This is a genomic window from Streptomyces sp. GL_148, assembly GCF_057834205.1.
In genome coordinates this window covers 245544-270871 of the sequence record NZ_CM174396.1, presented here as the reverse complement: position 1 = coordinate 270871, position 25328 = coordinate 245544, and the positions used below count along the sequence as shown (strand labels likewise).

At 73.2% G+C, this 25328-nt stretch carries 21 protein-coding genes; 10 read left to right on the top strand and 11 right to left on the bottom strand.

Annotated elements, in window-relative coordinates:
- The first annotated feature begins 1623 nt into the window (after window positions 1-1623).
- The 3 genes from AC3IYI_RS01285 (at window position 1624) to AC3IYI_RS01275 (ending at window position 5850) form a co-directional block, all read left to right on the top strand.
- Entirely contained in the window at window positions 1624-2877 is a 1254-nt protein-coding gene (locus AC3IYI_RS01285; protein ID WP_489408418.1) for an MFS transporter, read from the top strand.
- A gap of 247 nt (window positions 2878-3124) precedes the next feature.
- A complete protein-coding gene (surE, locus tag AC3IYI_RS01280; protein WP_489408417.1) occupies window positions 3125-4051 on the top strand; it encodes a 5'/3'-nucleotidase SurE in 927 nt (308 codons plus the stop codon).
- A gap of 152 nt (window positions 4052-4203) precedes the next feature.
- On the top strand, window positions 4204-5850 hold the full coding sequence (locus AC3IYI_RS01275; RefSeq protein ID WP_489408416.1) for a carboxylesterase/lipase family protein: 1647 nt from the start codon (window positions 4204-4206) through the stop codon (window positions 5848-5850).
- A gap of 572 nt (window positions 5851-6422) precedes the next feature.
- Here the strand turns inward: AC3IYI_RS01275 and AC3IYI_RS01270 are convergent.
- Window positions 6423-7361, bottom strand: a complete 939-nt coding sequence (locus AC3IYI_RS01270) for an ion transporter (RefSeq protein ID WP_489408415.1) — start codon at window positions 7359-7361, stop codon at window positions 6423-6425.
- A gap of 209 nt (window positions 7362-7570) precedes the next feature.
- Here AC3IYI_RS01270 and AC3IYI_RS01265 point away from each other — a divergent pair, with 209 nt between their 5' ends.
- Window positions 7571-8899 (top strand): CoA transferase, encoded by a 1329-nt coding sequence (locus AC3IYI_RS01265; RefSeq protein ID WP_489408414.1) that lies wholly within the window; start codon window positions 7571-7573, stop codon window positions 8897-8899.
- Window positions 8900-8986: 87 nt separating this feature from the next.
- On the top strand, window positions 8987-9196 hold the full coding sequence (locus AC3IYI_RS01260) for a response regulator transcription factor (RefSeq protein ID WP_489411840.1): 210 nt from the start codon (window positions 8987-8989) through the stop codon (window positions 9194-9196).
- Window positions 9197-9256: 60 nt separating this feature from the next.
- Here the strand turns inward: AC3IYI_RS01260 and AC3IYI_RS01255 are convergent, their stop codons facing one another.
- The 7 genes from AC3IYI_RS01255 to AC3IYI_RS01225 form a co-directional block, all read right to left on the bottom strand.
- Window positions 9257-10702: a glyceraldehyde-3-phosphate dehydrogenase gene (locus tag AC3IYI_RS01255; protein ID WP_489408413.1), complete on the bottom strand. Its 1446-nt coding sequence runs from the start codon at window positions 10700-10702 to the stop codon at window positions 9257-9259.
- Between the two features lie 81 nt (window positions 10703-10783).
- A complete protein-coding gene (locus tag AC3IYI_RS01250) occupies window positions 10784-11443 on the bottom strand; it encodes an NADPH-dependent FMN reductase (protein WP_489411839.1) in 660 nt (219 codons plus the stop codon).
- 131 nt (window positions 11444-11574) lie between these two features.
- The gene (locus AC3IYI_RS01245) at window positions 11575-12342 is read right to left on the bottom strand and encodes a 3-hydroxybutyrate dehydrogenase (RefSeq protein WP_489408412.1); all 768 of its coding nucleotides are present in this window, start codon (window positions 12340-12342) and stop codon (window positions 11575-11577) included.
- Between the two features lie 123 nt (window positions 12343-12465).
- Window positions 12466-13881, bottom strand: coding sequence for a 3-hydroxybutyrate oligomer hydrolase family protein (locus AC3IYI_RS01240; protein ID WP_489408411.1), 1416 nt, complete (start codon window positions 13879-13881; stop codon window positions 12466-12468).
- Between the two features lie 88 nt (window positions 13882-13969).
- Window positions 13970-15391 (bottom strand): extracellular catalytic domain type 1 short-chain-length polyhydroxyalkanoate depolymerase, encoded by a 1422-nt coding sequence (locus tag AC3IYI_RS01235; RefSeq protein WP_489411838.1) that lies wholly within the window; start codon window positions 15389-15391, stop codon window positions 13970-13972.
- Window positions 15392-15692: 301 nt separating this feature from the next.
- On the bottom strand, window positions 15693-16367 hold the full coding sequence (locus AC3IYI_RS01230; RefSeq protein WP_489408410.1) for a CoA transferase subunit B: 675 nt from the start codon (window positions 16365-16367) through the stop codon (window positions 15693-15695).
- A 1-nt stretch (window position 16368) separates the two neighbouring features.
- Window positions 16369-17166, bottom strand: a complete 798-nt coding sequence (locus AC3IYI_RS01225) for a CoA transferase subunit A (protein ID WP_489408409.1) — start codon at window positions 17164-17166, stop codon at window positions 16369-16371.
- A 251-nt stretch (window positions 17167-17417) separates the two neighbouring features.
- Between AC3IYI_RS01225 and AC3IYI_RS01220 the strand changes: the two genes are divergently transcribed.
- Window positions 17418-18122, top strand: coding sequence for a hypothetical protein (locus AC3IYI_RS01220; RefSeq protein WP_489408408.1), 705 nt, complete (start codon window positions 17418-17420; stop codon window positions 18120-18122).
- Window positions 18123-18261: 139 nt separating this feature from the next.
- Here AC3IYI_RS01220 and AC3IYI_RS01215 read toward each other — a convergent pair whose 3' ends face one another.
- On the bottom strand, window positions 18262-19206 hold the full coding sequence (locus AC3IYI_RS01215) for a LysR family transcriptional regulator (protein WP_489408407.1): 945 nt from the start codon (window positions 19204-19206) through the stop codon (window positions 18262-18264).
- Window positions 19207-19277: 71 nt separating this feature from the next.
- Between AC3IYI_RS01215 and AC3IYI_RS01210 the strand changes: the two genes are divergently transcribed.
- A complete protein-coding gene (locus tag AC3IYI_RS01210) occupies window positions 19278-20120 on the top strand; it encodes a Rossmann-fold NAD(P)-binding domain-containing protein (RefSeq protein ID WP_489408406.1) in 843 nt (280 codons plus the stop codon).
- Window positions 20121-20200: 80 nt separating this feature from the next.
- Here AC3IYI_RS01210 and AC3IYI_RS01205 read toward each other — a convergent pair whose 3' ends face one another.
- On the bottom strand, window positions 20201-20941 hold the full coding sequence (locus AC3IYI_RS01205; RefSeq protein ID WP_489408405.1) for a class I SAM-dependent DNA methyltransferase: 741 nt from the start codon (window positions 20939-20941) through the stop codon (window positions 20201-20203).
- Window positions 20942-21170: 229 nt separating this feature from the next.
- A complete protein-coding gene (locus AC3IYI_RS01200; protein ID WP_489408404.1) occupies window positions 21171-21917 on the bottom strand; it encodes a GntR family transcriptional regulator in 747 nt (248 codons plus the stop codon).
- A gap of 302 nt (window positions 21918-22219) precedes the next feature.
- On the opposite strand from AC3IYI_RS01200, the gene AC3IYI_RS01195 reads away from it, so the two are divergent.
- The 3 genes from AC3IYI_RS01195 to AC3IYI_RS01185 are packed head-to-tail and all read left to right on the top strand — an operon-like array spanning window position 22220 to window position 25325.
- Window positions 22220-23389, top strand: a complete 1170-nt coding sequence (locus AC3IYI_RS01195; protein ID WP_489408403.1) for an ABC transporter substrate-binding protein — start codon at window positions 22220-22222, stop codon at window positions 23387-23389.
- Window positions 23389-24297 carry an ABC transporter permease gene (locus AC3IYI_RS01190; protein ID WP_489408402.1) on the top strand — a complete coding sequence of 303 codons (909 nt, stop codon included), beginning with the start codon at window positions 23389-23391 and terminating at the stop codon, window positions 24295-24297. The genes AC3IYI_RS01195 and AC3IYI_RS01190 overlap by 1 nt, the downstream gene beginning before the upstream one ends.
- Window positions 24285-25325, top strand: coding sequence for an ABC transporter permease (locus tag AC3IYI_RS01185; RefSeq protein WP_489408401.1), 1041 nt, complete (start codon window positions 24285-24287; stop codon window positions 25323-25325). Before AC3IYI_RS01190 ends, AC3IYI_RS01185 begins: the two co-directional genes overlap by 13 nt.
- Window positions 25326-25328 lie beyond the last annotated feature (3 nt).

Here is a 25328-nt window from a genome sequence, read left to right as displayed (position 1 = left end):
TGGAGGTGAGCGGCGGAGGCGGCTGCGCTGGTGGCGGTGTGTGGACGCGCCCTGCGGCGGTGTGCGGAAGGGGACGGGTTGACCCGAGCAGCGGCGGAGTGAGGACGGGGATGTGCGGAGTCGAGTGGAAGTGGCGCGGGGAGGCGTGTGGAAGGAGACGGGTGCAGGTCTGTGGAAGGGGTCGACGGGGCCGGGCGGATGGGTGCCGTACGGGTCCGAGCGACCGGGACGTAGGCGGTACGGGTCCCCGCAGGTCAGCCGGGCGCGCCCCAGATGCGGAGACGAGCGGGAGGGGCCCCGTCGGGCCGGGTCGGCCGGATCGGTCCAGTCGGCGGAACCGGCAGAATCACCCGAGCGGTCCGGGGTCCCCGCGTGGGTCGAGCAGCCTGGGACGACCTAGTCGGCCCAGCGACCCGAGGCGCCGAGGGCGCCCGAGCCGGCTGAAGCTGCTCGAGCCGTCCGAGCCGCCTGACCAGTCCGAGCTGCTCGAGCCGCCTGAGCTGCCAGGGGCGCCCGGCCTGCCTTGGCTGCCGGGGGTTTCCCAGCGGCCCCGGTTGGCGGTGCCGCCGGGGCCGTGAGGGGCGCCCCAGTCACCGGAGTTGGTCGAGTCGCCCGAGTGGGCCCAAGCGGCACAGTCGCCCGAGCGGCTGGGGGTAGCCGAGCCGTCCGAGCCGTCCGAGCCGCCCGGGTTGCCCGAGCCTCCTGGGCGGCCGGGGGTGTCCGACCTGCCTTGGTTGCGGTTTCCCAGCCGTCCGAGTTGGCCGAGTTGGCCGAGCCGTCCGAGCCGTCCGAGCCGTCCGAGCCGTCCGAGCCGTCCGAGTTGGCCGAGCGGGCCCAGTCGGCCCAGCGGCCTATGCCGTCTGAGCCCCCTGAGGTAGCCGAACGACCGAGCCGCCGGGGGTAGCCCGAGGTGGCCGAGCCGCCCGAGCCCCCGGAGGGGGACCGAGCCGCCCGGGGTGGCTGAGCAGCTCGTGCCGCCGGGGGTGGTCGGAGGTAACCGAGCCGCCCCGGCCGCCCAGAGACACTCCGCCCCGGGCGTGCCGGCATCGCGGTCGGGGCGGAGAGGTGGTGGGGTCCGCCGGAGTGCGGCGGTGCGGTGCGGAGTATTGCGGAAGCGTGACCGTCGCCACAAGGGCAAGAGGGTTCTCGGTCGGGCTGGACCCGCCCGGAGGCTGCATTTGGTTGGTTACACGTGATCCACCTGGACTGCGTCTAGGGGTCACGATCTGTACGGAGACCTGTGTCACCCCTTGGCGAGACCGGGGAACGGGTGCTACACAGTGTCCAAGCACCTGAAGTGACACGTGTAACAAACTCGTGTCGGCCGCATGGCGTCACACCGCACAGCGCCGACGGTGCCACACCACACAGCACCGCAGGGCACACGCAGCACGCACCACCCACCCCACCCCGCACAGCACCACATCCCCATCGCACCGCACCGCAGGCACCGCACGCACCGCGCCGAGCAATCGCACCGCGTCAGCCGCCTCGCGTTCGGCGCGGCATTCCCCCGGCGACGCCCTCGTGCGCGACAGCACCCTCGGCGTCGCCGCCCTCCCCGCGCACCGCACCGGCGGTCCCCCCACGCCACCTCCCCGCTCCGTCCCCCGAGGAGTCGTCATGGCTACGAACGAGATCATCGACCCGCCCGTCCCGGCGGATCCCGAACCCTCCCGCGGACGCGGGCTCCTGCTCCTCCTGCTGGTCGCGAACTCCGCGATGATGGCCGTCTACATGGGCGTCGGCTCCGTCCTCCTGCCCACCCAGATCGCCGCGATCGCCGGCGACGACAAGGTGGCCGTCCTGGGCCTGATCGGCGGCATCAGCGCGATCTTCGCGACCGCGTTCAACCCGATCGCCGGCGCCCTTTCCGACCGCAGCGGCCGCCGCAACCCCTGGGTGCTGGGCGGTGCAATCGGTTCGCTCGTGGGCCTGGCCGTCCTCGGCAGCGTCAGTACCGCCCTGCTCGTCGGGATCGGCTGGTGCCTGGTCCAGGCGACCATGAACATCTACCAGGCCGCCGTCACCGCGATCGTTCCCGACCGGGTGCCCGCCGCCCGGCGCGGTACCGCGTCCGCGCTGGTGGGACTGGGCCTGCCCATCGGCGGCACGGTCGGCGTGCTGATCGCCTCCCAGACCTCGGAGCACCTGCGCACCGGCTACCTCGTCTTCGGCGGGGTCATCGCCGCAGCCGCGCTCCTGCTCACCACCTTCTGCCGGGACGTACCGAGATCCGAGCCCGCCCCGGACGCGCACGCCGCCCCCAAGGGAGCCCAGCTCAAGGCCTTCCTGTCGGCGCTCGCCAACCACGACTTCCGGTGGGCCTTCATCGGGCGCGCCCTGATGGTCCTCGGGTACTTCTCGGTGGTCGGATACCAGCTCTACATCCTGGGCGACCACATCGCGCTCCCCGCAGGGCTGACCCCGCCCGCCGCGATGGCGATACTCACCCCGGTGTCGATGGTCGCGATGGCCCTCTCCACGGTGGTCGGCGGGTTGCTGTCCGACCGCTGGAACCGCCGCAAGGTGTTCGTCGGCGTCTCGGCGGCCCTCGCCGGGCTGGTCATGGTGGTCCCCGTCGTCAGTCCGACGTGGACGGGCATGCTCGTCTTCAGCGCGCTCAACGGCCTGGCCTTCGGATGCTTCATGGCCGTCGACACCGCGCTCGTCACCCTGGTGCTGCCCCGGGCCGAGGACGCCGCCCGTGACATGGGCGTACTGAACATCGCGAACGCCGGACCCCAGATCATCGCCCCGTTCGTCGCCTCGGCCGTGGTCACCACCCTGGGCGGGTACACCCCGCTGTTCCTGGTCGGCGGCGCGCTCTCGCTGATAGGCGCCCTCGCGATCCTCCCCATCCGCAGCGTGCGCTGATACCGCCGGGTCCCGTACGGGTCCCCGCACCAATCGGGTCCCGTACGGGACCCCGCACCCACAGGTCCCGTACGGGTCCCCGCACCCCCGGGTTGCCTTCGACCTCCGGGCCGCCCCTCCCGGGCGGCGGCCCGGCCCGCACTCCGGCGGGCTCGCGCCGAGGGTCGCGAGCCCGCCGGGCATCACCCCTCCACACCCTCACCCAGCTCGCAGTTCCCCTCTCCAACCCTCTCCGAAGGAGCGTTCCGTGCAACGCAAGCGAGTTCTGCCGTTGGCCGCCCTGCTGCTCTGCGCGCCGGCCCTCGCCGGTACGGTGCCCGCCGCCGCGGCCGAGCCGCAGGGCGGGCCGGCGCCCGCACCGGTGCCCGCGGGCCCGCTGCGGATCCTGCTCACCAACGACGACGGCTACAACGCGCCCGGCATCCGGCTGGCCTTCGCGCGGCTGACCGCCGCCGGGCACGACGTCACCATCGTGGCTCCGCTGACCAACCAGAGCGGAGCCGGCACGAAGACCTCCAACGCCCCGTCCCTCACCGTCCGCCACCCCGAGCCGAAGGTATGGGCGGTCGACGGAACCCCCGGCGACTCGGTGAACTTCGGGCTCTCCGAGGTGTTCGAAGGGCGAGCGCCCGATCTCGTCGTGTCGGGCACCAACTTCGGCCCGAACGTGGCCGCGCTCGCCTCCCACTCCGGCACGGTCGGCGGAGCCATCGCCGCACTGGACGCCGGCGTGCCCGCCATCGCCCTGAGCACCGGTGGCGTCGCGGCTCCCGACCCCGTGACCACGGTCAACGCCATGGGTCCGACGCTCGACTTCGCCGTCAAGCTGATCGACCGGCTGCGCTCGCGGGCCCGTTCCGGCCCCCTGCTGCCCCAGGGCGTCGGCCTCAACGTCAACCACCCGGTCGTCGGCGCCGACGGCAAGGGCACCCCGGCCGGGGTGGCCACCACCTTCCAGGACGCGCAGGCGCTCCTGAAGGCGGACTTCACCGATGCCGGCGACGGCACCTGGAAGGTCGGCGTGCAGGTGGACCTGAAGACTCCGGCCCGGGGCAGCGACGTGGAAGCCGTGAGCGCCGGGAAGATCGCCGTCAGCCCGATGAACGCCGACTGGAACACCGGTCCGGTCGACTTCTCCGTCACCGCCGCCCTGCTCACCGGGCTCCGCCCGTAGGCCGGGTCCCGTCCCCGGGCCCCAGGCCTCGTCCGTAGGCCAGGCCTCGCCCGGGCCGGGTCCCGCCGACCACCCCAGCCGGCCTTCCGGAGGCGGGGCGGGCGTCCCGCGCCCCGTCCCGCCCCCGGATCGTCCCGAAACCAGGAGTACGGATGCAACGGCTCTCGTACCGGATCACCCGGTTTTCCACGTCAAGGCCCTTACTCGGCACGGTACTCGGCCTCACCGCGCTGATCGCCGCCGCGCTCCCGGCGGCCGCCTCCCCCGGCGGCCTCGCCGACGGCCGGCCGGGCGGCGGCCCGCCGGACGGCTCGCCCCGCCCGGTGGTCTCCGTCGCGCAGGGCGTGCTGCGCGGCCGCGTCCACGACGGGGCGCAGGAGTTCCTCGGCGTGCCCTACGCCGCCGCGCCGGTCGGCGAGAACCGGCTGCGCGCCCCGCAGGCGCCCCGGGGCTGGAACGGAGTGCGCGAGGCCGTCGAACAGGCCCCGGCCTGCCTGCAGTTCTCGCCCTTCGGGCTGCGCGATCCCTCGGCCGTCAGCGAGGACTGCCTGTACCTGGACGTGTACCGGCCGGGCCGGGCCCGCGCGGGGGCCCGGATGCCGGTGATCCTCTGGATGCACGGGGGCGCGTACAGCCAGGGCACCGGCACCCAGTTCGGCGGGCGCACGATGGCGGAGCTGACCGGCTCCGTCGTGATCAGCATCAACTACCGCCTCGGCCAGCTGGGTTATCTGGGCCTTCCCGAACTGGGCCGCGAGAACGCGCTGCGCTCCGGCTCCTTCGGGCTGATGGACCAGATCCAGGCGCTGCGCTGGACGAAGGAGAACATCGCGTCCTTCGGCGGGGATCCGGGCAACGTCACCGTCTCCGGCCAGTCCGCGGGCAGCGGTTCGGTGTGCGGACTGCTCGCCGCTCCGCCGGCGGCCGGGCTGTTCCACCGGGCCGTTCTGCAGAGCGGCCCGTGCACGCTGCTGCGTACCCCCGACGGCGCGCGGGCCGCGTCCGAGGCGCGGGCCTTCGCCGCGAGCGCGGGTTGCCCCGAGCCGGCCGGCGTCGTGGCGTGCCTGCGCGCCGCCTCCGGGCAGTCGCTCGTGGACGCGGCCCGTACGCGGGCCACTTCGGGTCCCGCGTCGGGCGACGGGCTGCTGCCGCGGGATCCGGCCGCCGCGATCTCGGCCGGGTCCTGGAACAAGGTCCCGGTCCTGATCGGGAGCACCCGCTCCGAGGCACGCTTCTTCGTCGCGCTGACCCAGCCCGCCCTGACGGCCGAGCAGTACGCGCAGCAGGTCCTCGCGGGCTTCGGCGCGGCCGGGCCTGAGGTCCTCGCCCGCTACCCGGTCGCCGCGCACGGATCCCCGTACCTGGCGCTGTCGGCGGTCATGACCGATTCGACGTTCGCCTGCGAAACCGCCCGGACGGCGCAATCGTTCGCCCGCCAGGTCCCCACCTTCGCCTACGAGTTCGACGACCCCGACTCGCCGACGCTGGCGGGCGCGCAGGTCCCCGGCCTGGACGAGTCGAACGCGCACAGCGCCGAACTCGCCTACCTGCACGACTTCACGATGGGCGAGCGGCCCCTGACCTCCGTCCAAGCCGCCCTGGCGACGCGCATGAAGCGCTACTGGGGTGCCTTCGCCCGCCACGGTGTTCCCGCGGTCGCGGGTCAGACCCCCTGGCCGGTGACCGGTCCGGGCGGCACGGTACTGACGCTGGCGCCCGCGGGGGACCGGCTCGACCGGGCGTTCGCGGCCGAACACCAATGCGGCTTCTGGCGCGACCAGCCCTCCCGGCCGCTCTGACGGGAAACGAGACCCGGTGGTCCGTACGGGGGTGATCCGCGCGCGCGTCAACGCGTGAGCGCGGAGCTCATCCTTTGGTGATCACCGAAAGACGGCGGCCCGGGGGGTGCCGCCACGCCGCCGGATGCCCCGAGGGCCACGGTCCCCACGGGCATCCGGCGGTTTCCCGCGTCCGCGGCTCGGACGCGGGCCGAGCGGCGAGGCGGGATCGCCGAGCGGAACGGGCCGCGCGCGATGCCAGCATGCCCGTTCGGGCAACGGACCAGTCGAAGCCGTTGCGCAGGCACGGGAGTTGGAAAAACGTGACCGCTCAAACGGTGGACACGGCGGCTCGCTCGACGCCCACAGGGCGCAGGAACGGGGAAGGGAGAGGGGGCGCTGCGGTGGCCATGGCCATGGCCATGGCCGTGGACGCCTTCGCGCTGCGGATCCGGGGTCCTCGACGCGCGGCGCAGCGCGCGCTGACCTGGCGCTGCCCCCTCCGGGAGGGTGAGCGAACGGGGGATGGCCGACGGCGCCGTCGGCTCACCCCCACCCGAGGGACCCGGCGGGGCCGCCGGGTCCGGCCGGTTCTAGCGGGCGCCGGCCGCGGCGTGGGCCGGCGCAGCGGTGGCCTCCGCCATCGCCGCCGACGTGGCGTGCACGGTGTCGAGCTGGGTCTCCATGTCGTCGAGCGCGCTGCGCACCGCGGCGATCCGGAGCAGGAGCTCGTCGGCGGCGTCCGGCGGCGACTGCTTCGCCAGGAGCAGGGACCGCTTCTCCTCCTTCTCGGCCTCGTCCTCCATCTCCCGCGCCTCCTCAAGGGCGTTGAGGACCACCCCGATCAGGACGTTGACCAGCACGAAGGAGCCGAAGAGGACGTAGGAGGCGTAGAAGAGGATGCTCAGCGGGGAGATGGCCAGCCCCGCGTGGACGGCGTCCCCGAGCCCCTCGAGCGTCATCAGCAGGAACAGGGTCAGCCCGGCCCGGCCGATGGACCCGTAGTGCTGCGGGTCGTGCTCGGCGAAGCAGATCCATCCGATCATCGCGTACACGTAGACGATCAGCGCGCCCACGAACAGGAAGCTGACGGTCCCGGGCAGGCTGCGGCCCACCGCGACCAGCAGGACCCGCAGCTGGGGCATGAACCGGGCGGTGCGCAGGACCCGCGCCAGCCGCAGCAGCCGCAGCAGCGTGGTGTTCTCCCTGAGGAACGGGATGAAGGCCGAGGAGACGACCAGCAGGTCGAAGACGTTCCAGGGGTCTTGGAAGAAAGCTTTCGGCCGGTCGGCGTGCGCACCGAGGCGGATCAGCATCTCCAGGGTGAAGGCGATCACGCAGAAACGCTCGGTCGCCGACAGGAGGCCGCTGTACTCGGCGGAGAGGCCGCTGTACGTCTCGGCTCCCAGAAGGGCGGCGTTGAAGAGGATCACCGCGAAAACGGTGAGCGAGAACGCGGGCGCCTCGCACACGTCACGGCAAGGCGCGGCAAGCCTTCCACGCCAGGTGTCCACCGCGGTCGGGTCGGTCATCGTGCTCCCTCGTACGGGCCACCGGCCGCCCCCGGCCCCGCACGCGCCGGCTGCGCCGCGACGGAAGACGAGGCAGCCGAGGCGATGTTCATGTTCCGGGTCGTGTAACGCCGTACTGGGGAATTCGAGACGCCCTGGAGCGCTACATCGCCCGATCGGGGACCGGCCCGCCCCGCGAGGGCCGTGAAGGGGAGGGCAGGATGGGGTGCATGACGAGTCGTGACGGTGGAACCGGGCAGGCATGGGCCGCGTTGGGCGGCCCCGAGGAGCTGGCGGGGCGGGTCGGCTACCGGGGGCCGAGCGGGCTGGGGGACGGGCCGCTGCCCGTACGGGAACTCGCGCGGGCCACGGTGGGGGTGTGCGCGCTGGCCGCCGCGGAGCTGGCCGCCGTGCGGGCCGGGGGCGGTGCGCAGGACGTGGCTCCGCTGCTGGTCGACGAAGGGGCCGTGGCCACGGCGTTCGTCAGCGAGCGCCACCTGCTGGTGGACGGCCGGCCGCCCGTGACCTTCGCGCCGCTGTCGGGCTTCTGGCGGGCCGCCGACGGGTGGGTGCGTACGCACGCCAACTACGCGCACCACGAGACCGCGTTGGTACGGGTCCTGGGCGCCGGCACCCGGGAGGGCGTGGCCGGGGCGATCGCCGAGCGCCGGGCGGTGGACGTCCAGGAGGAGGTCTACGCGGCCGGCGGGCTGGCGGTGTCCGTGATGACGCAGGGGTACGGCCCGCCGCAACCCCTCGTGGAACGGACCGGCTCGGGCGTGCGCGGACGACCCCTCCCATCGGTCGCCGAGGGCAGCGGACTGCCGATGGCGGGGGTGCGGGTGCTCGACCTGACCCGGGTCATCGCGGGGCCGGTCGCCACCAGGACCCTCGGACTGCTCGGCGCGGACGTCCTGCGGATCGACTCCCCGGGACTCCCGGAATCGGACGACGCGTACGCGGACACCGGATTCGGGAAGCGCTCCGCGCTCCTGGACCTGGGCGAGGCGGGGGACCGGGCGGTGTTCGACGGGCTGCTGGCCGGCGCGGACGTGGTGGTGACGGGCTACCGGCCGGGAGCACTGGAGCGGTACGGGCTGGGCGCGGAGGAACTGCTCGCGCGGCGGCCGGGGCTCGTGGTGGCCGAGCTGTGCGCGTGGGGGTGGCGCGGCCCCTGGGCGGGCCGCCGGGGCTTCGACTCGCTCGTGCAGGCGGGATACGGGATCTCCGCGGCCTGCGGTGACCGGCACGGCCCCGGGGTGCTGCCGGCGCAGGCACTGGACCACGGGACGGGGTACCTGGCGGCCGCCGGCGTGCTCCGGGCACTCGCGGACGGCGGTGGGCAGGCCCTGCGGTTCTCCCTGGCGGGGACGGCGTCGTGGCTGGTCCGCGAGGTCCCGGGGGCCGGCGCCGCCGTACCGGGGTACGCCCCGCAACCGTGGCTGCGCGAGACCGCGTCGGGATACGGGCCGCTGCGGTACGCGGCTTCGCCGCTCGGGGGCCGAGGCTGGGAGCGGGGCCCCTCCCGCTGGGGGACGGACCGGCCCGCCTGGCTCTGACTCGACCGGGCGGGCGGATCGGCTCAGGCCACGGGTCAGGCCACCGGCCAGGTCACGGGACCGGTCCCGGGCGCTGGCGCGAGCAGGCTGACCGAGTCCGAGTCGCGCCTGGCGGACCTCATCTGTCAGGGCGCCACCAACCAGCAGGCCGCCCAGCACATGTTCATCTCGGTCAAGACCGTCGAGGGCATGCTGAGCCGCGTCTACCGCAAACTCGGCGTCCGCTCGCGCACCCAGCTCGCGGCGGCCCGCGCCGCCGCGGCCCCGGGCCGGGACGCACGGACGCCCCCCGGGTGACCTGGGGTCACTCGGGGGGCGTCCGGTACATCCGGTCCTGCGGGGACGGGGCCTTGGGGATCAGACCGCCGGCGCCGGGTAGGTCGGGTACTCGACCCCGGAGACGTACTGGACGACCCGGACGACCTGGCAGGAGTAGCCGAACTCGTTGTCGTACCAGAGGTAGAGGATCGCGTTGTCCCCGTCGACCTTGGTGGCGCCCGCGTCGACGATCGAGGCGTGACGCGAGCCGATGAAGTCGCTGGAGACCGCGTCGGGCGCCGTGGTGAAGTCGATCTGGCGCTTGAGCGGAGAGGTCAGCGACACGTCGCGGAGGTAGTCGAGCACCTCTTCGCGGGTGGTCTCGCGGCCGAGGCGCAGGCTGAGGATCGCGATCGAGACGTCCGGGACGGGGACGCGGATCGAGCTGCCGCTGATCGGGGCCTTGAGGTCGGGCAGCGCCTTGGCGACGGCGGAGGCGGCGCCCGTCTCGGTCATGACCATGTTGAGCGGCGCGGAGCGGCCGCGGCGGTCGGCGCTGTGGTAGTTGTCCAGCAGGTTCTGGTCGTTGGTGAACGAGTGGACGGTCTCCACGTGGCCGCGCAGGACGCCGTACTCGTCCGCCATCGCCTTCAGCGGCGGGACGATCGCGTTGGTGGTGCAGGAGGCGCAGGACAGGATCTGCTCGTCCGGCTTGATCGTGTCGTGGTTGACCCCGTGCACGATGTTCGGGACGTCGCCCTTGCCCGGAGCCGTCAGGACGACCTTGTCGATACCGGGGCGCAGGTGCTTCGACAGGCCCTCGCGGTCGCGCCACTTCCCGGTGTTGTCGATCAGGATGGCGTCCTTGATGCCGTACGCCGTGTAGTCGACCTCGGACGGGTCGTTGGCGTAGATCACCTTGATCTCGTTGCCGTTGGCGATGATCGTGCTGGTCGCCTCGTCCACGGTGATCGTGCCCTGGAACTGGCCGTGGATCGAGTCGCGGCGCAGCAGCGAGGCGCGCTTGACGAGGTCCGCCTCACCGCCGCCGCGGACGACGATGGCACGCAGACGCAGGCCGTTGCCGGAACCGGTCTTCTCGATGAGCAGGCGGGCGACGAGGCGGCCGATGCGGCCGAAGCCGTAGAGGACCACGTCGCGGCCCTCGCCGCGCTCGATCTTGTTGGCACCCGTGGCGCCGGACACGGCGCCGGCGGTGAACTCCTCCACCGACAGACCGCGGTGGTCCGTCGCGTACGCCGCGGCGAGCATGCCGAGGTCGATCTGCGAGGGACCGAGGTCGAGGGTGGTGAGCGCCTGGAGGAACGGGAGGGTCTCGGTGACCGAGAGCTCCTCGCCGTCGATCTGGCGCGCGAAACGGTGGGTCTTGAGAATGCTCACCACGGACTTGTTCACCAAGGAGCGGCTGTGCAGGAGGATCGTGACGTCCCGCTCCCGGTGCAGCTTGCCGATGATCGGGATCATCGACTCCGCGATCTTCTCGCGGTTCTTCCAGTTGGTGAACGAGTCGTCATTGACAGTCACAGAATTATCTTTCGAGCTAGGCGGCGCTCATATGCTAACCCGCGCGCGGATCGCTCCTTCAAGCACCCCCTGGGCAGGCGGTCAGCCCTCCGCGCGCTGGGTCACGGGAGCGGTGCTCTCGTCACCGAGGAACTCGTACCAGCGGCGCTGGAGGCACAGGTAGCGCGTGTCCGCCTCGGCGAGCGCGAGGAAGGAATCGACCGTGTCGGCCAGCCGCTCGCGCAGGCCCGGATCGGTCAGCTCGCCGTCCTCGCCGAAGGCCGAGTGCGCCATGGCGAGGCTGAACATGTCGGGGTACACCCGGGCCCCGAGGTGTTCGAGAGGGACCCGCAGCGCCCAGAGCCCGCGGTTCCCGCCGACCATCGACGGGGAGGCGGACACCAGCAGGGTCTGCTTGTCCTTGAAGGGCTGCGGCCGGAACCGGGACACCCAGTCGACGGCGTTCTTCAGGACACCGGGCACGGAGGCGTTGTACTCGGGCGAGGCGATCACCAGGGCCTGCGCCGCCAGCAGCCGCTCGCGCAGGGCGGCCGCCCCCGCGGGCTGGCCGTCGGCCTGCTCGGCGTCGCCGTCGTACGTGGGCATCACGAAGTCCCCGATCCGGGCGACGTCCGCGACGGCGCCCGACCGCTCGACCTGACCGGCGACGAGCGCGGCCAGCCGGGCGTTCACGGAGCCCTCGCGGGAGGACCCCGCGAGGACGAGGACCCGTAGCGCGTCGGCTCCGGTGGTGACGTTCAGGGGATCCGGGGCGGCCGGATCCGTCGGGAACTTCGGGCTCTGGGGCTGATTCGCATCGGTCACGTGCGGGACCGTACGGGACCCGCCGGGGGTCCCCCCGGCGCGGCGCACGGGCTGTCACCCGGACGGGGTCAGTTGGCGCCCCAGCCGCCGTCCAGGGGGAGCGAGGTGCCCGTCACGTAGCCGGTGTGCGGACCGCACAGCCACAGGGCGGCCGCCGCGACCTCCTCGGGCTCGATGAGCCGCTTGATCGGCGACCGCGTCAGCAGCACCTCGGAGAGCACGTCACCGGCGGCGATGCCGTGGGCGGCGGCCTGGTCCAGGATCTGCCCCTCGACCAGGGGGGTGCGGACGTAGCCGGGGCTGATGCAGTTGCTGGTCACCCCGTACGGGGCCCCCTCGATCGCGGTGACCTTGCTCAGCCCCTCCAGCCCGTGCTTGGCCGTCACGTAGGCCGATTTGTACGCGCTGGCGCGCAGCCCGTGCACGCTGGAGATGTTGACCACCCGGCCCCAGCGGGCGGCGTACATGTGCGGCAGCACGTGCCGCAGCAGGAGGAAGGGCGCGGTGACCATCACCTGCTGGATCAGGGCGAAGCGCTCGGGCGGGAACTCGGTGATGGGGGCGACGTGCTGGAGCCCGGCGCTGTTGACCAGGATGTCCACGGCGGCGGGCAGCTCCCCGATGGCGGCGGGCTCGGCCAGGTCGACCACGTGGGCGTACCCGCCGACGAGGCCGGCGACGGCCTCGGCCGCCTTCGCGTCGACGTCGGCCACGTGCACCACGGCCCCGGCCTCGGCCAGGGCCACCGCGCACGCCCGGCCGATGCCGCTGGCTCCGCCCGTCACCAGGGCGACGCGCCCCCGCAGACCGGTGGGGGAAGGAAGTTCGCTCGTCATGGCTGGAAGCGTAGGGAGGGCCCGGGGCGGCGCCCACGGTGCCGCACCCCATACTCGGCGCCGCCCGTATGGAGACGATCACCATGCGGGCCGGCGGCCAGGGCGGTCGGGCGCGGTGCGCCCTCAGGTGTCGAGCGGGCAGCTGGTCAGCAGGGCCGCCGGGGTGGCCTGCGGATCCCGGGGGACGGTGTGGCCGAGCGGTGGCCGCACACCGCGGCCGATCCAGTCCTCCAGCGCCGTGAAGGCGGCGCGGTGGCAGGGGGTGAGGGGGCGCAGCCGGTCGGGGAAGGCGTCGACGAGCGAATCGACGTGCGTGCCGCCCTCGATGCGGTAGTAGCGCAGCAGCCCGTCGCGGCCGGCCCGGCGGACCATCCCGGCGTAGACGTCGGAATCCCGGGAGATGGGGAGCAGGACGTCGAGGGTGCCGTGCAGGGTGATCAGCGGCTTGCCGATCCGGCCGGTGAGCGCGATCCGCTGGACGGCGCGGCGGACCTCCGCGGGCCGCTCGGCGTACGCGTAGTCGGCGTCACAGGCCGGGGTGCCGGGCGCGCAGAAGGGGGTCCCGGCCTCGGCCGGACCGTCGAATCCCGGATCGAACTCCTCGCGGTAGATCCGCTGGGTGAGGTCCCAGTAGTAGCTGTGGTGGAAGGGCCACAGGAACTCCGAGCCGGCCGGGAAACCGGCGGCGAGCATCGCCTCGTGCGCCTGCCCGGCCCGTGGCCCGCCGGCCGCGTAGACGGGGTAGGCGGACAGCGCCGGGGGCAGGAAGGTGAGGAGACTGGGGCCGTCGGCCCGCCACAGGGTGCCCTCCCAGTCCACCCCGCCGTCGTAGAGCTCCGGATGGTTCTCCAGCTGCCAGCGCACCAGGTAGCCCCCGTTGGACATGCCCGTGGCGAGGGTGCGGTCCGGGGGCCGGTGGTAGCGCTGCGCGACGACCGCGCGGGCGGCCCGGGTCAGTTCGGTGACCCGGGAGTTCCACTCGGCGACGGCATCGCCGGGGGCCCGCCCGTCGCGGTGGAAGGCGACCCCGGTGTTCCCCTTGTCGGTGGCGGCGAAGGCGTAGCCGCGCGAGAGCACCCAGTCGCCGATGGCCCGGTCGTTGGCGTACTGCTCGCGCACGCCCGGGGACCCCGCGAGGACGAGTCCGCCGTTCCAGCGGTCGGGCAGCCGGATGACGAACTGCGCGTCGTGGTTCCAGCCGTGGTTCGTGTTGGGGACGGCGGCCGGTGCGGCGGTGTCGGGGAAGTGGCCGTCGATCTGGATGCCGGGTACACCGGTGGGAACGGCCAGGTCCTTGGGGGTGAGACCGGCCCAGTCGGCCGGATCGGTGTGCCCGGACGCCACGGTGCCGGCTGTCGTCAACTCATCCAGGCAATCGGCCTGTTGGCGATCCGCACCCGGTACGTGGAGCTGGGCGAGGCGGGCGCAGTGCGCGTCGGCCCCGCCGGCGGCGGCCGGGGGAGCGGGGAGCGCCAGCAGGGCCGGGGCCAGGAGGGCGACGGCGGCGGTGAGGGCTGCGGTTCGGATGGGCGGTGGCATGGGGAAGCCTCCAGAGGGAGCGTCGGGGTGGAGTGGAGTGGAGTGGGGGAGATGCAGGGTTGGGGGGGGCCTGGGCCGGAAGGGCGGTTCAGGGGCAGCTGGTATCGGCGATGACGAAGTAGCCGGCGGGCGCCTCCTTCAGCGTGTGCGTGACGTAGAGGTTGTAGAGGCCCAGGTTCTGCCCCGACCCCCCGGCGTACGCGTAGCTCCCGTCGGTCGTGGCCCGGCCCGCCTGTACCTGCTGGTAGTTGTTCGTCGTCCAGCACGCCGCGGGCGCACCGGTCGTAGTGGCCGTGAGCGGTGCTGAGCGGGTCCCGGCCGTTCCCGCGCCGTCGCGGGCCGCAACCGTCCAGGTGTGACCCGTACCGGGGGCGAGGCCGCTGTCGGTGTGAGCGGGTCCGGCCGGGGTGGCGATCTGGATCCCGTCCCGGTGGACGGCGTAGTCGGCGGCGCCGGGCACCTGGTTCCAGGTGAGGGTGACACTGGTGTCCCCGACGGCGGAGACGGCCAGACCGGCGGGCGCGGGCAGGGTGCCGGGGCCGGGACCGGGGCCGGGCGTGGAGCCGTCCAGACCGAAGAACTTCGCGATCCAGTGGGCGGAGCAGATCGAGGCGAGGAAGTACGCGGCCCCCGTGCGGCCGCACTGCCCGGGACCGGAGCCCGGATCGACCGGGGTGCCGTGCCCGATGCCCGGGACCCGGTCCACCTCGACGGCCACCGTGCCGTCGGCGGCCAGGTACTCCTCCTGGCGGGTCGCGTCGGGCCCGATGACGGAGGTGCGGGCGGGAGTCTGCGGGAGCCCGTGCAGCGCCGTCCACTGGTCGCGCAGCTCATCGGCGTTGCGGGGGACGACGGTGGTGTCCGCGTCGCCCTGCCAGATCGCGACCCGGGGCCGGGGGCCGGTCCACGCCGGATACGCGTCGCGGACCAACTGCGCCCAGGCGGCAGGGGACTTGTCCACCCCGGGGTTCATGCACGTGTAGGGACTTGCGCCCTTGGCGCAGTCGTAGGGCAGTCCGGCGATCACCGCCCCGGCCGCGAACACGTCCGGGTAGGCCGCGAGCATCACGGACGTCATGGCGCCGCCGGCCGACAGGCCGGTGACGAAGGTGCGGGCGGGGTCGGTGGAGTAGGCCGAGGCGGCGTGGGCGGCCATCTGCCGGACGGACGCGGCCTCGCCCTGGCCGCGCCGGTTGTCCGCGGTCTGGAACCAGTTGAAGCACGTGTTGAGGTTGTTCGCGGAGGTGGTCTCGGCGAAGACCACCAGGAACCCGTCGCGGTCGGCGAGTTCGGGCAGTCCGGAGTTGTCGGCGTAGGTCTGGGCGTTCTGCGTGCAGCCGTGCAGGGCGATCACCACGGGCGGGTCGGCCGGCAGGGAGGACGGCCGGTATACGTACATGTTGAGCTGCCCCGGATTGGCGCCGAACGCGGTGACCCGCTGGAGCGCGACGGCCGCGCGGGCGGGGGAGGCGGGCCCGGCCACCACCCCGCCCACGGCGAGCAGCACCATCGCGAGCAGCCGCACGAGGGCCCGGCGGGGGCGAACGAGGGCCCGGCGCGGGCGCCCGTACGACCACCCGGGCGGGCGCCGTCGGACGGTGGTGGTGATCCGGGTCTCGGATGATCTGCTGCGCACGGACATGGCGGCTCCGTAAGTTGTTAGGCGGCGGGAAGGACACGGGCCCGTCGTCCGGGGCCCGCGGTGCCCGCCACCGTAGGAGCGGCTGCGCCCGCTGCGGGATGGCGCGGAGCGCCATAGTCGGGCCCCCGCTTGACCGGGCCGGGAGGGTTGCGGGGGCTCCCGGCCACTGCTAGGCCGTCTGGGAGGACGGAGGGGCCGCCGCGCGACCGCCCTGCGCCACCGCCAGTTCCGCGTCCGTCGCGGTGCGGACCTCGTCCACCGTGACCCCGGGGGCCAGTTCGCGGAGCAGGAAGCCCTCCGCGGTGATGTCGAGGACCGCGAGGTCGGTGATCACCCGGTGGACGACGCCCCGCCCGGTCAGCGGCAGCGTGCACCGCTCCACGAGCTTCGGGGCGCCGTCCTTGGCGGTGTGCTCCATGAGGACGATCACCCTGCGCGCTCCGTGCACGAGGTCCATCGCACCGCCCATCCCCTTGACCACCTTCCCGGGGACCGTCCAGTTGGCCAGGTCACCCGAGGCCGACACCTGCATGGCACCCAGCACGGCCGCGTCGACGTGCCCGCCGCGGATCATGCCGAAGGACAGCGCGGAGTCGAAGAAGGAAGCCCCCGGCCGGACGGTGACCGTCTCCTTGCCCGCGTTGATCAGGTCAGGGTCCACCCCGTCGGCCGGCGGGTACTGGCCCACGCCGAGGATGCCGTTCTCCGACTGGAGCACCACCTCGACCCCCGCCGGAAGGTGCTGGGGGATCAGGGTCGGCAACCCGATCCCCAGGTTCACGTACGTACCGTCCGTCAGCTCACGGGCGGCGCGTGCCGCCATCTGCTCGCGCGTCAAAGCCATGTCACATGCCACCCTGCTGGTCGGGGAGGAGGGCCGTCCGCACCGTGCGGCGCTCGACGCGCCGCTCCGCCGCCGGATCGCCGGGACGGACGCGGACCACGCGCTGGACGAACACCCCGGGCAGATGGACGGCGTCCGGATCCAGCTCGCCCGGCTCGACCAGCTCCTCCACCTCCGCGATGGTGACGCGCCCCGCCATGGCGACGAGGGGATTGAAATTGCGGGCCGAGGAATGGAAGACGAGATTGCCGTGCCGGTCCCCGGCCGCCGCCCGCACCAAGGCGAAATCGGTGGTGATGCCCTCCTCCAGGAGGTACTCCCGGCCGCCCCAGCTGCGCAGCTCCTTGGGCGGCGAGGCCACGGCGACGCCCCCGTCGGCGTGGTAGCGCCACGGCAGTCCGCCCTCCGCGACCTGAGTTCCGGCCCCGGCCGGGGTGTAGAACGCCGGGATGCCCGCGCCGCCGGCCCTCAGCCGCTCGGCGAGGGTGCCCTGCGGGAGCAGCTCCACCTCTAGTTCGCCGCTCAGGTACTGCCGGGCGAACTCCTTGTTCTCGCCCACGTACGAGCTGGTCATCCGGGCGATCCTGCCCTCGCGCAGCAGCAGCCCCAGACCCCAGTCGTCCACCCCGCAGTTGTTCGACACGACCTCCAGGCCGTGCACCTCCGCGCGCTCCAGCAGCGCACCGATCAGCACGCCCGGCACCCCGCACAAGCCGAAGCCGCCCACCGCGAGCGAGGCCCCGGCGGGAATGTCCGCCACCGCCCCGGCCGCACTCGCGACCTCCTTGTCCAGCCCCATCGCACACCCTCCTCCGCCCGGCCCGGGACCGCCGGCCACCCGAACGGGCCGGCGCGCGGCCGGGCCGGCCCGACCGACCCTAGGAACCGCCGCCCGCCCTGGCCATGGCGGCCGGGCACACACCGGACCGTCCCGCTGTGTGGCTCCGGAGCCACGGGGAACCGGCGGAGCCCGGCACACGTCACAGCCGTACCGATACGGTCCGGTACCGGACAACCCGGTACCGGACAACGAAGAACGAGGGGGAACCGATGGTGGGTCGAAACACCGAGAGACACCTGCGCGTGGTGAAGGGGAAGGCCGGCCCGAGCGCGGGCGTGGCCCTCGCCGTGAGCATGGGGGCCGTCGCCGTGCTGCTCACCGGCTGCGGGAAGGGCGCCGTGGCCGAGCCGGTGGATCCCGGCGCGACGGCGCCTGCCCGGCCCGTGGCGGCCGCGTCGTGCCCGGTGGCCGACCCCGCCGCATCGCAGTCGCCGCCGATGATGATCGACGGCACCGCGGCCAACACCCCCGAGGGCACTCGGCTCTCACAGGCCGTCGGGGAGCAGGGCTACGGCGCCTTCGCCGACGTCTACTCCGCCCAGATAGTCGACCACCCCGCGGGCCGGGTCGCCCTCTGCGTCACCGATCTCGCCCGCGGACGGCTCCTCTTGGCGGCGGCGCACGCGGCGGATCCGGAAGCGGACCCGGCCCGGGCCGACCTGTACCTGAGCAAGTACTCGCACCGGACCCTCCAGGCCGCCGGAGACAAGCTCATCGACCTGAAGGCCGGTTTCCCGATCTACAGCGTCTCCGGCAGCCACGGCGCGGCGGTGGAGGTCACCTCCACGCAGGAGGGCGCCGCGTCGGCGGAGTTCAAGGCGAAGCTGGAGAAGGCCACGGGGGGCATCCCCGTCACCGTCACGAAGGGCGAGCAGCCCACGCCCCTGCTGGGCCCGATGACCGCCGCTCCCTGACCGGCCGGGCCCTGACGGGCCGCTCCCTGACGGGCCGCTCCCTGACGGGCCGGGCCCTGACCGGCCGGGCCCCGTCCGGCCCGGCCCCGTCCGGGCGCTCGCGGCGGTGTGTGCGAGCAGCTCCTCCCCGGGAGCCTGATCACCGCCGTGCCGTCCTGCTCAGGGCCTCCGCCAGGGCTGCCGCACCGGGATGGGGACGCCTGCGGCGCGGGGACAGCACGCCGATGTGCCGTGCGGGGGAAGGGGGTTCGACCGGTACGACGCTCACGCGGCCGGCATCCCCGGCACGATCCCCCTCCCCGCAGGCGTCCCCGTCCGCAGAGCCGTCCCCCGGTGGCAGCGCGACCCGGGGGATCAGCGCGACGCCGACGCCCGCCTCGACGAGGGAGCGCGCGAAGAAGTAGTCCGTGGTGGACGCCGCCACCCGGAGGTCGAAACCGGCCCGATCCGCGTACCTGCGCAGGTACGCCTCGGTCTTGAGGCAGCCCAGCACCCAGCGGTCGGAGGCGAGTTCGGCCGGAGCGATCGACTCGCGCCCCGCGAACCGGTGCCCCGGGGGCAGGACCAGCGCCAGCGGGTCCTCCATCAGCGGCAGCCAGTCGAGCGCGGCCGCCGGTGGCAGCGGCAGCGGCCCGTCGAAGTGGTACGTCAGCGCCAGATCGGCGGCGCCCGAACGGACCATGGGCACCGCCTCCTCCGGCTCGGCCTCCACGACCGTCAGCTCCACCTCGGGATGCGCGACGACGAACCCGGCGAGCGCGCCCGGCAGCAGCCTGCGGCCCCCGCTCACGAAGGTGGCGACCGTCAGCCGCGGCCGCTCGGCGGTCACCCGGTCGATCTCGTGGCGCACCCGGTCGAGCTCGGCCGACACCGCCTCCGCCGCCTCCACCAGCAGCCGGCCCGGCTCGGTGAGCGTGATCCCGCGCGTACTGCGCACGGCGACGGGGTGACCGAGGCCGCGCTCCAGGGCCGCGATGTGCTGGGAGACGGCCGAGGGCGTCAGGAGCAGCGCCCCGGCGGCCTTGTTGAAGCTGCCGTGCTCGGCCACGGCGCGCAGGATGCGCAGCCGCTGCACATCGATCATCAGTTTTCCTTACGACGTGAACAGTATTCCGGTAGTTCCGCTGGGGACGGTACAGCGGCAGAGTCCAGGACATGAAGAAGATCCTGGTCATCGGCGGGAGCCGCTATTTCGGAAAGCACCTGGTCACCCTGGAGCGGGACGCCGGGAACGAGGTGACCGTCCTCAACCGCGGCTCCGCCGCCCCGCCCCGGGGCGTCGGCCACCTGATCGCCGACCGGGAGGACGAAGCGGGGCTCCGCGCGGCGCTGGGGAAGCGCACCTTCGACGTGGTCTTCGACCAGGTCTGCTACACGCCCGGGCAGGCGGAGACCGCCCGCCGGGTCTTCGCCGGCCGCACCGGTCGGTACGTGATGACCTCGACGATGGAGGTCCACGACCCCGCGCCGCCCACCCCTGAAGCGCGTGCCTACGCCGAGGGCAAGCGGCGGGCCGAGGACGTCCTGGGGGCGCAGTCCGCCTTCGGCCACGTGGCCGTGCGCACCGCGCACGTACTCGGCGGCGGCCGGGCGGAGTTCACCGGCCGCCTCGCGCACTACGTCGAGCGGATCGGCGCCGGGATCCCGGTGGCCGTGCACGAAGCCCCGTACCCCACCTCCTTCATCCACCACCACGAGATCGCCCGGTTCCTGCACTGGGCCGGGGAGCGGGACTTCACCGGGCCGGTGAACGCCGCCTCGCACGGCGAGCTCGACGTGCTCGGGCTGTCCGGGGCCGTCGCCGAGCGGGTCGGGCGGGCGCCGCGCCTGCGCACCGTCGCGGCCGGTTCCGAGGCCTCGCCGTTCTCCTTCGACCGGGCCTACGCGATGGACAACGGCCGGGCCGCCGCGCTCGACTTCCGCTTCGGGCGGGTCGCGGACTGGCTCCCGGAGGCCATCGGGGAGAGCGCCGCCGCGCTCCGGGCCGGTTCTGCCTGACCTGCCGGCGGCGGCGCGCCTGACGCTCGAAGGGAGTTTCAGTATGGGGACGGCTCACACGGACAGCCCGGTGCCCGACCTCAGGCCGGCTTGCGCCACACGGAGATGTGCTTCGCGGAGTCCTGGGTGAACGGCGACCCGTCCCAGTCCGCGACGCGACGTTCCAGCTCGAGTCCGGCGATCCGTGCCATCAGGTCGAGCTCGGCCGGCCAGGCGTAGCGGTGCCGGGAGTTCTCGCGGCGGTAGCGGCCGTCGTCGGCGTCGCGGGTGAAGTGGTGCGAGACGAGGATCTGCTCGACCAGGTCGAAGGTGTCGAAGCCGAGATGCTGCTCGGAGACGTCGAACGGCACCGCGACCTGGCCGGGCGGCAGGAGCCGCAGCGGCGGCACGCCCAGCTCGATGACGAACCGGCCGCCGGGCTCCAGATGACGTGCGGCGTTGCGGAAGCACTCGACCTGCTCGTCCTGGGTGAGCAGGTTCGTGATGGTGTTGTAGACGAGGTAGACCAGGGTGAACACGCCCGGAACGACGGTGGTGGCCATGTCCCCGATGGTCACCGGGAGCGTGTCCTCGTCGATCTTGCGCCGCAGTACCGCGGCCATGTGCTCCGACAGTTCGATGCCCACCACCGGTACGCCTCGTTCCCGGAGCGGGACGCCCACGCGTCCGGTCCCGATGGCGAACTCCAGGGCCCGGCCGTCTCCGACGAGCCCGGCGAGGAAGGCGACGGTCGGTCCGAGAACGGCGGCCGACGACGTCTCGGCCTCCTCGGCGTCGTAGCGGTCGGCGGTCGCACGGGTCCACAGCTCACTGGTCGTCACGGACGGCCACTTTGCCGGGTGCCGAGGGGTGTTGTCGACGCATTTGCGTCCTGCTCGGTGCAGCGTGCAGCGTGCACCGCGCACTCGTGCGGCGTTCTCGGGCCGTCCGTCCGCCCGTCCGTCCGCCCGTCCGTGCGCAGGCCGGTCGCGGGGATTTCATTATGATCACCGGCATGCAGTCGGAGACCCGCCCGAGCCCGCGCGCCCTGCGCTGGTTTGACGACAGGCCCTAGCGGTCCCCGGCCCGGCGCTCCAAGGGTGTTGCTACTGACGAGTTGTTCACACTGAAGGTGACGCTGCCCGCCCGGTAGCGGTCGTCTGACCACTCGATGGGGCGGCCCGTCCGGGTCGCGGAGACGTGCCGCTGGCGCAAAAGCGGGCTGCCGCGGCGGATCTCCAGCAGCCGGGCGTCCTCGCTGCCGGCGGGAAGCGCGTCGATGAGGTGCTCGCCGTAGTGGGCGACGATCCTGGAGTCGTTCGCGAGTCCGTCCATCACCGAGCGGCAGTCCTCGGGCATCGCCTCGACGGCTGCCGCGACCCAGTCGGCGTAGGCCGTCCGTTCGACCATCGTCGGCTCCCCGTCGAGCAGCCGGAGCCGCAGGACGGCCAGGATCTCCGTGCCGGCCGGCAGGGCCAGCCGGTCGGCCTCCTCGGCGGTGGCCGGCCGGCGGGTACGGGACAGGAAGCGGCTCGCGGCCTGGTGGCCGACCCCCTCGGCCCACTGGGCGAAGCTGTTGAGCTCGCCGAAGCTGTGCTTGCGCTCGTGGCGCAGGACGATCCTGCGGGCCCCCTGCCGGGAACCGATCAGCCCCTCGGCGGCGAGCGTCGCCACGGCCTGGCGGATGGTCGCGCGGGAGGCCGACCAGTGTGCCGCCAGATCGCTCTCCGAGGGCAGTTGGGCGCCCACCGGGTACTGGCCGGAGAGGATCGACCGGCGCAGCGCCTCGGCGATCTCCAGATACCGCACCGTAGCCATGGTGTCCTGTTCCCCCTTGTGTGGATGTGTGCACCGGCCCTGCTGAGTGCACCGGCCCTGCCGCCCGGATCCGGTAGCGCCCGTCCGCAAGCCTAGGCCGTGCCGAGCCTCTGAAGATCATCTTTGGGGCCGTCCGTCACGGTGGAATCCGGCCAGTCTCCGGTCTTCGTCGAGACGTGCTCCAGGAGACAGCCGCCGTTCACCGTCCGTACAGCGACCCAGTGCGAACTGGAGCCAACTTGTTCAGACAAGTGAAATCCCCTCCACGCGTTCTTCATGCGTTTTCGTCTCCGGGAGAGACCGTGCTCAGTTCCTCCGCCCGTCGCGGTGCGGCCGTCCTGCTCAGTGCCGCCGTGCTCACCACGCTCAGCGCGTGCGGCGCCGCACCCGACAAGACCGCCGGCTCCGCCGGTGGCGACGGCAAGAACAAGACCCAGCTCGGCGCCGCCACCTCGGTCGCCGACTTCGGCGGCCTGGAGGGCCTCGTCGCAGCCGCCGAGAAGGAGGGCGAGCTCAACGTCATCGCGCTGCCCGCCGACTGGGCGAACTACGGCGAGATCCAGAAGGCGTTCGCGGCCAAGTACCCCAAGGTCAAGATCAACGCCGAGAACCCGGACGCCTCCAGCGCCGACGAGATCGCCGCCGTCAAGTCCCGCAAGGGCCAGACCCGCGCCCCCGACGTCCTGGACCTCGGCATCGCCTTCGCCCGCAGCGGCGCCGCCGAGAACCTCTTCGCCCCGTACAAGGTCACTGCCTGGGACCAGATCCCCGCCTCCCAGAAGGACGCGGACGCCCGCTGGTACAACGACTACGGCGGCTACGTCTCCATCGGCTGCGACGCCGCCCGCATCCCGAACTGCCCGAAGTCCTTCGCCGACCTGGCCAAGCCCGAGTACAAGGGCAAGGTCGCCCTCAACGGCAACCCGACCAAGTCCGGCTCCGCCTTCGGCGGCGTCTACGCGGCGGCCCTCGCCAACAAGGGCTCCTTCGCGGACATCCAGCCCGGCATCGACTTCTTCGGCCAGCTGAAGAAGAGCGGCAACTTCATCCCCGTCGAGTCCACCCCGGCCACCGTCGAGAAGGGCGAGACCCCCATCTCGATCGACTGGGACTACCTGAACGCCGGCTACGCCGAGCAGTTCAAGGGCAAGGGCGTCGACTGGAAGGTGGCCATCCCCACCGACGGCGTCTACGCCCAGTACTACTCGCAGGCCATCAACAAGGACGCCCCGCACCCGGCGGCCTCCCGCCTGTGGATGGAGTTCCTGTACAGCACCGAGGGCCAGAACCTGTGGCTCAAGGGCTTCGCCCGCCCCGTGCTGCTGCCCGCCATGACCCAGGCCGGCACCGTCGACAAGGAAGCCGTCACCAAGCTCCCGCAGGTCCAGGGCACCCCGGCCTTCCCGGCCTCCACCGAACTGGACAAGGCCAAGGCCACCCTCGCCGAGAAGTGGGACAAGGCCCTCAGCTGATGTCCGCCTCCTCCACCATCCCCCACTCGACGGGGACCGCCTGCGGCAGCACCACCCGCCGCCGGCGGCGCGGCCCGCGCACCTGGCTCGCCGCCCTCCCGCTCCTCGTCTTCACCGCACTGTGCTTCGGCGTCCCGCTGGGCGCCATCGCCTTCGGCGCGGTCACCCGTACGGACCCGGTGAGCGGCGCCACCGAAGCGACCGGCGAGCACCTGGCCCGCTCCCTCCAGGGGCCCTACCTCGGCTCGCTCATCGGCAGCGTCCAGCTCTCCGCCCTCACCGCACTCGTGGCCGGGGTGCTCGGCGTCCTCATCGCGCAGGCCGTCGTCACCTCCCCCTCCCGCGCCCTGCGCGGGGCGACGCTGACCGCCTCCGGCGTCCTCGCCAACTTCGGCGGAGTCCCCCTCGCCTTCGCGTTCATCGCGACCGTAGGGATCTCCGGGGTCGTCACCCAGCTCGCCGACCTCACCGACCTCGGCTGGAACCTCTACTCCTTCACCGGCCTCACCGTGGTCTACCTCTACTTCCTGACCCCGCTCATGGTGCTGGTGACCGTCCCCGCGCTCGACGGACTGCGCCCGCAGTGGCGCGAGGCCGCCCAGAGCAACGGGGCGAGCGCATGGCAGTTCTGGCGCCACGTCGGCCTGCCCGTCCTCGCGCCGTCCCTGCTCGGCGGGTTCGTGCTGCTCTTCGGCACGGCCTTCGCCGCGCACGCCACGGCCGCCGCCCTCGTCGGCGGCTCCGTCCCGCTGGTCACGCTCAAGATCGCGGACGCCCTGTCCGGGAACGTGCTGACCGGCCAGGAGAACGTGGCCCTGGCCCTCGGCCTCGACATGATCGTGATCGCCGGCCTGGTCATGGCGGTCTACCTGCCCCTCCAGCGACGGAGCGCCCGATGGCTGCGATGACCCCGACGCCCGCCCCGAACGACGAGGCCGCGTCGGCGGCCACGCCCGCCGCGCACGCCACGTCCGCCGCGGCTGCCGGTCCGGCCGTCGCCGTCGCCGCCGCGGACGGTGAGCGGGACCGGCCCGAACCCCCGGCCCGTACGCCGCGCCGGCTACGGCCCCGCTCCCGGCCCCGGGTGTGGCGCGGAGCGGTGCTCGCCCTCGCGGGCGCGTACTTCGTCCTCCCGCTCCTCGCCTCCTTCGTGTTCACCGTGCACGTCCCCGGCCAGGGCATCAGCTTCGAGGCGTACACCCAACTGCTCTCCGCCGAAGGGTTCACCGAGAGCCTGCTGCTCTCGCTCGGCCTCGCCGCCGCGACCATCGCCGCGTCGCTGCTCCTCGCCGTGCCCGCGCTGGTCGCCGTACGCATCGGCTCGCCGCGCCTGCGCCCGGTCGTGGAGGTGATGTGCATGATGCCGCTGGTGGTACCGCCGATCGCGCTGGTCACCGGTATCACCACGGTGCTGCGCTGGGGTCCCGAACACCTCTCCAGGACCCCGCTCTACCAGACCTTCCTCGCGGTCCAGAACCCGGACTTCCCCGTCGTCCTGGTCCTCGCCTACACCGTGCTCGCACTGCCCTTCGTCTACCGCTCCCTCGACGCGGGCCTGCGCGCCGTCGACGTCCCGACCCTGGTCGAGGCCGCCCGCAGCTGTGGCGCGAGCTGGCCGTACGTGGTCCTGCGCGTGATCCTGCCGAACCTGCGGGCCGCCCTCGCCGGAGCCGGATTCCTCACGCTGGCCCTCGTCCTCGGCGAGTTCACGATCGCCTCGCTGCTCGGCTTCCAGCCCTTCGCCGTGTGGATCGTGTCCATCTCCGGAGCGCACGCCCGCATGTCGGTGGCCGTCTCCGTTCTCAGCCTCCTCATCACCTGGCTGTTGCTGCTCCTCCTCTCCCGGGCCGGCACCGCTCCCGCTACCGTGTCCGGCGGACCCGCGCGCACCTCCCGTACCCCCCGCACCTCCCGTACCTCCGGCAAGGAGTCCTGACCC

Bases quoted from the DNA above. Each gene is read 5' to 3' on its own strand.
- AC3IYI_RS01215 (WP_489408407.1), bottom strand. From the start codon at position 19,206: ATGATCGATGTGCAGCGGCTGCGCATCCTGCGCGCCGTGGCCGAGCAC.
- AC3IYI_RS01210 (WP_489408406.1), top strand. From the start codon at position 19,278: ATGAAGAAGATCCTGGTCATCGGCGGGAGCCGCTATTTCGGAAAGCAC.
- AC3IYI_RS01230 (WP_489408410.1), bottom strand. From the start codon at position 16,367: ATGGCTTTGACGCGCGAGCAGATGGCGGCACGCGCCGCCCGTGAGCTG.
- AC3IYI_RS01235 (WP_489411838.1), bottom strand. From the start codon at position 15,391: ATGGTGCTGCTCGCCGTGGGCGGGGTGGTGGCCGGGCCCGCCTCCCCC.
- AC3IYI_RS01285 (WP_489408418.1), top strand. From the start codon at position 1,624: ATGGCTACGAACGAGATCATCGACCCGCCCGTCCCGGCGGATCCCGAA.
- AC3IYI_RS01225 (WP_489408409.1), bottom strand. From the start codon at position 17,166: ATGGGGCTGGACAAGGAGGTCGCGAGTGCGGCCGGGGCGGTGGCGGAC.
- AC3IYI_RS01200 (WP_489408404.1), bottom strand. From the start codon at position 21,917: ATGGCTACGGTGCGGTATCTGGAGATCGCCGAGGCGCTGCGCCGGTCG.
- AC3IYI_RS01265 (WP_489408414.1), top strand. From the start codon at position 7,571: ATGACGAGTCGTGACGGTGGAACCGGGCAGGCATGGGCCGCGTTGGGC.
- AC3IYI_RS01190 (WP_489408402.1), top strand. From the start codon at position 23,389: ATGTCCGCCTCCTCCACCATCCCCCACTCGACGGGGACCGCCTGCGGC.
- AC3IYI_RS01270 (WP_489408415.1), bottom strand. From the start codon at position 7,361: ATGACCGACCCGACCGCGGTGGACACCTGGCGTGGAAGGCTTGCCGCG.
- AC3IYI_RS01220 (WP_489408408.1), top strand. From the start codon at position 17,418: ATGGTGGGTCGAAACACCGAGAGACACCTGCGCGTGGTGAAGGGGAAG.
- AC3IYI_RS01185 (WP_489408401.1), top strand. From the start codon at position 24,285: ATGGCTGCGATGACCCCGACGCCCGCCCCGAACGACGAGGCCGCGTCG.
- AC3IYI_RS01240 (WP_489408411.1), bottom strand. From the start codon at position 13,881: ATGCCACCGCCCATCCGAACCGCAGCCCTCACCGCCGCCGTCGCCCTC.
- AC3IYI_RS01245 (WP_489408412.1), bottom strand. From the start codon at position 12,342: ATGACGAGCGAACTTCCTTCCCCCACCGGTCTGCGGGGGCGCGTCGCC.
- AC3IYI_RS01275 (WP_489408416.1), top strand. From the start codon at position 4,204: ATGCAACGGCTCTCGTACCGGATCACCCGGTTTTCCACGTCAAGGCCC.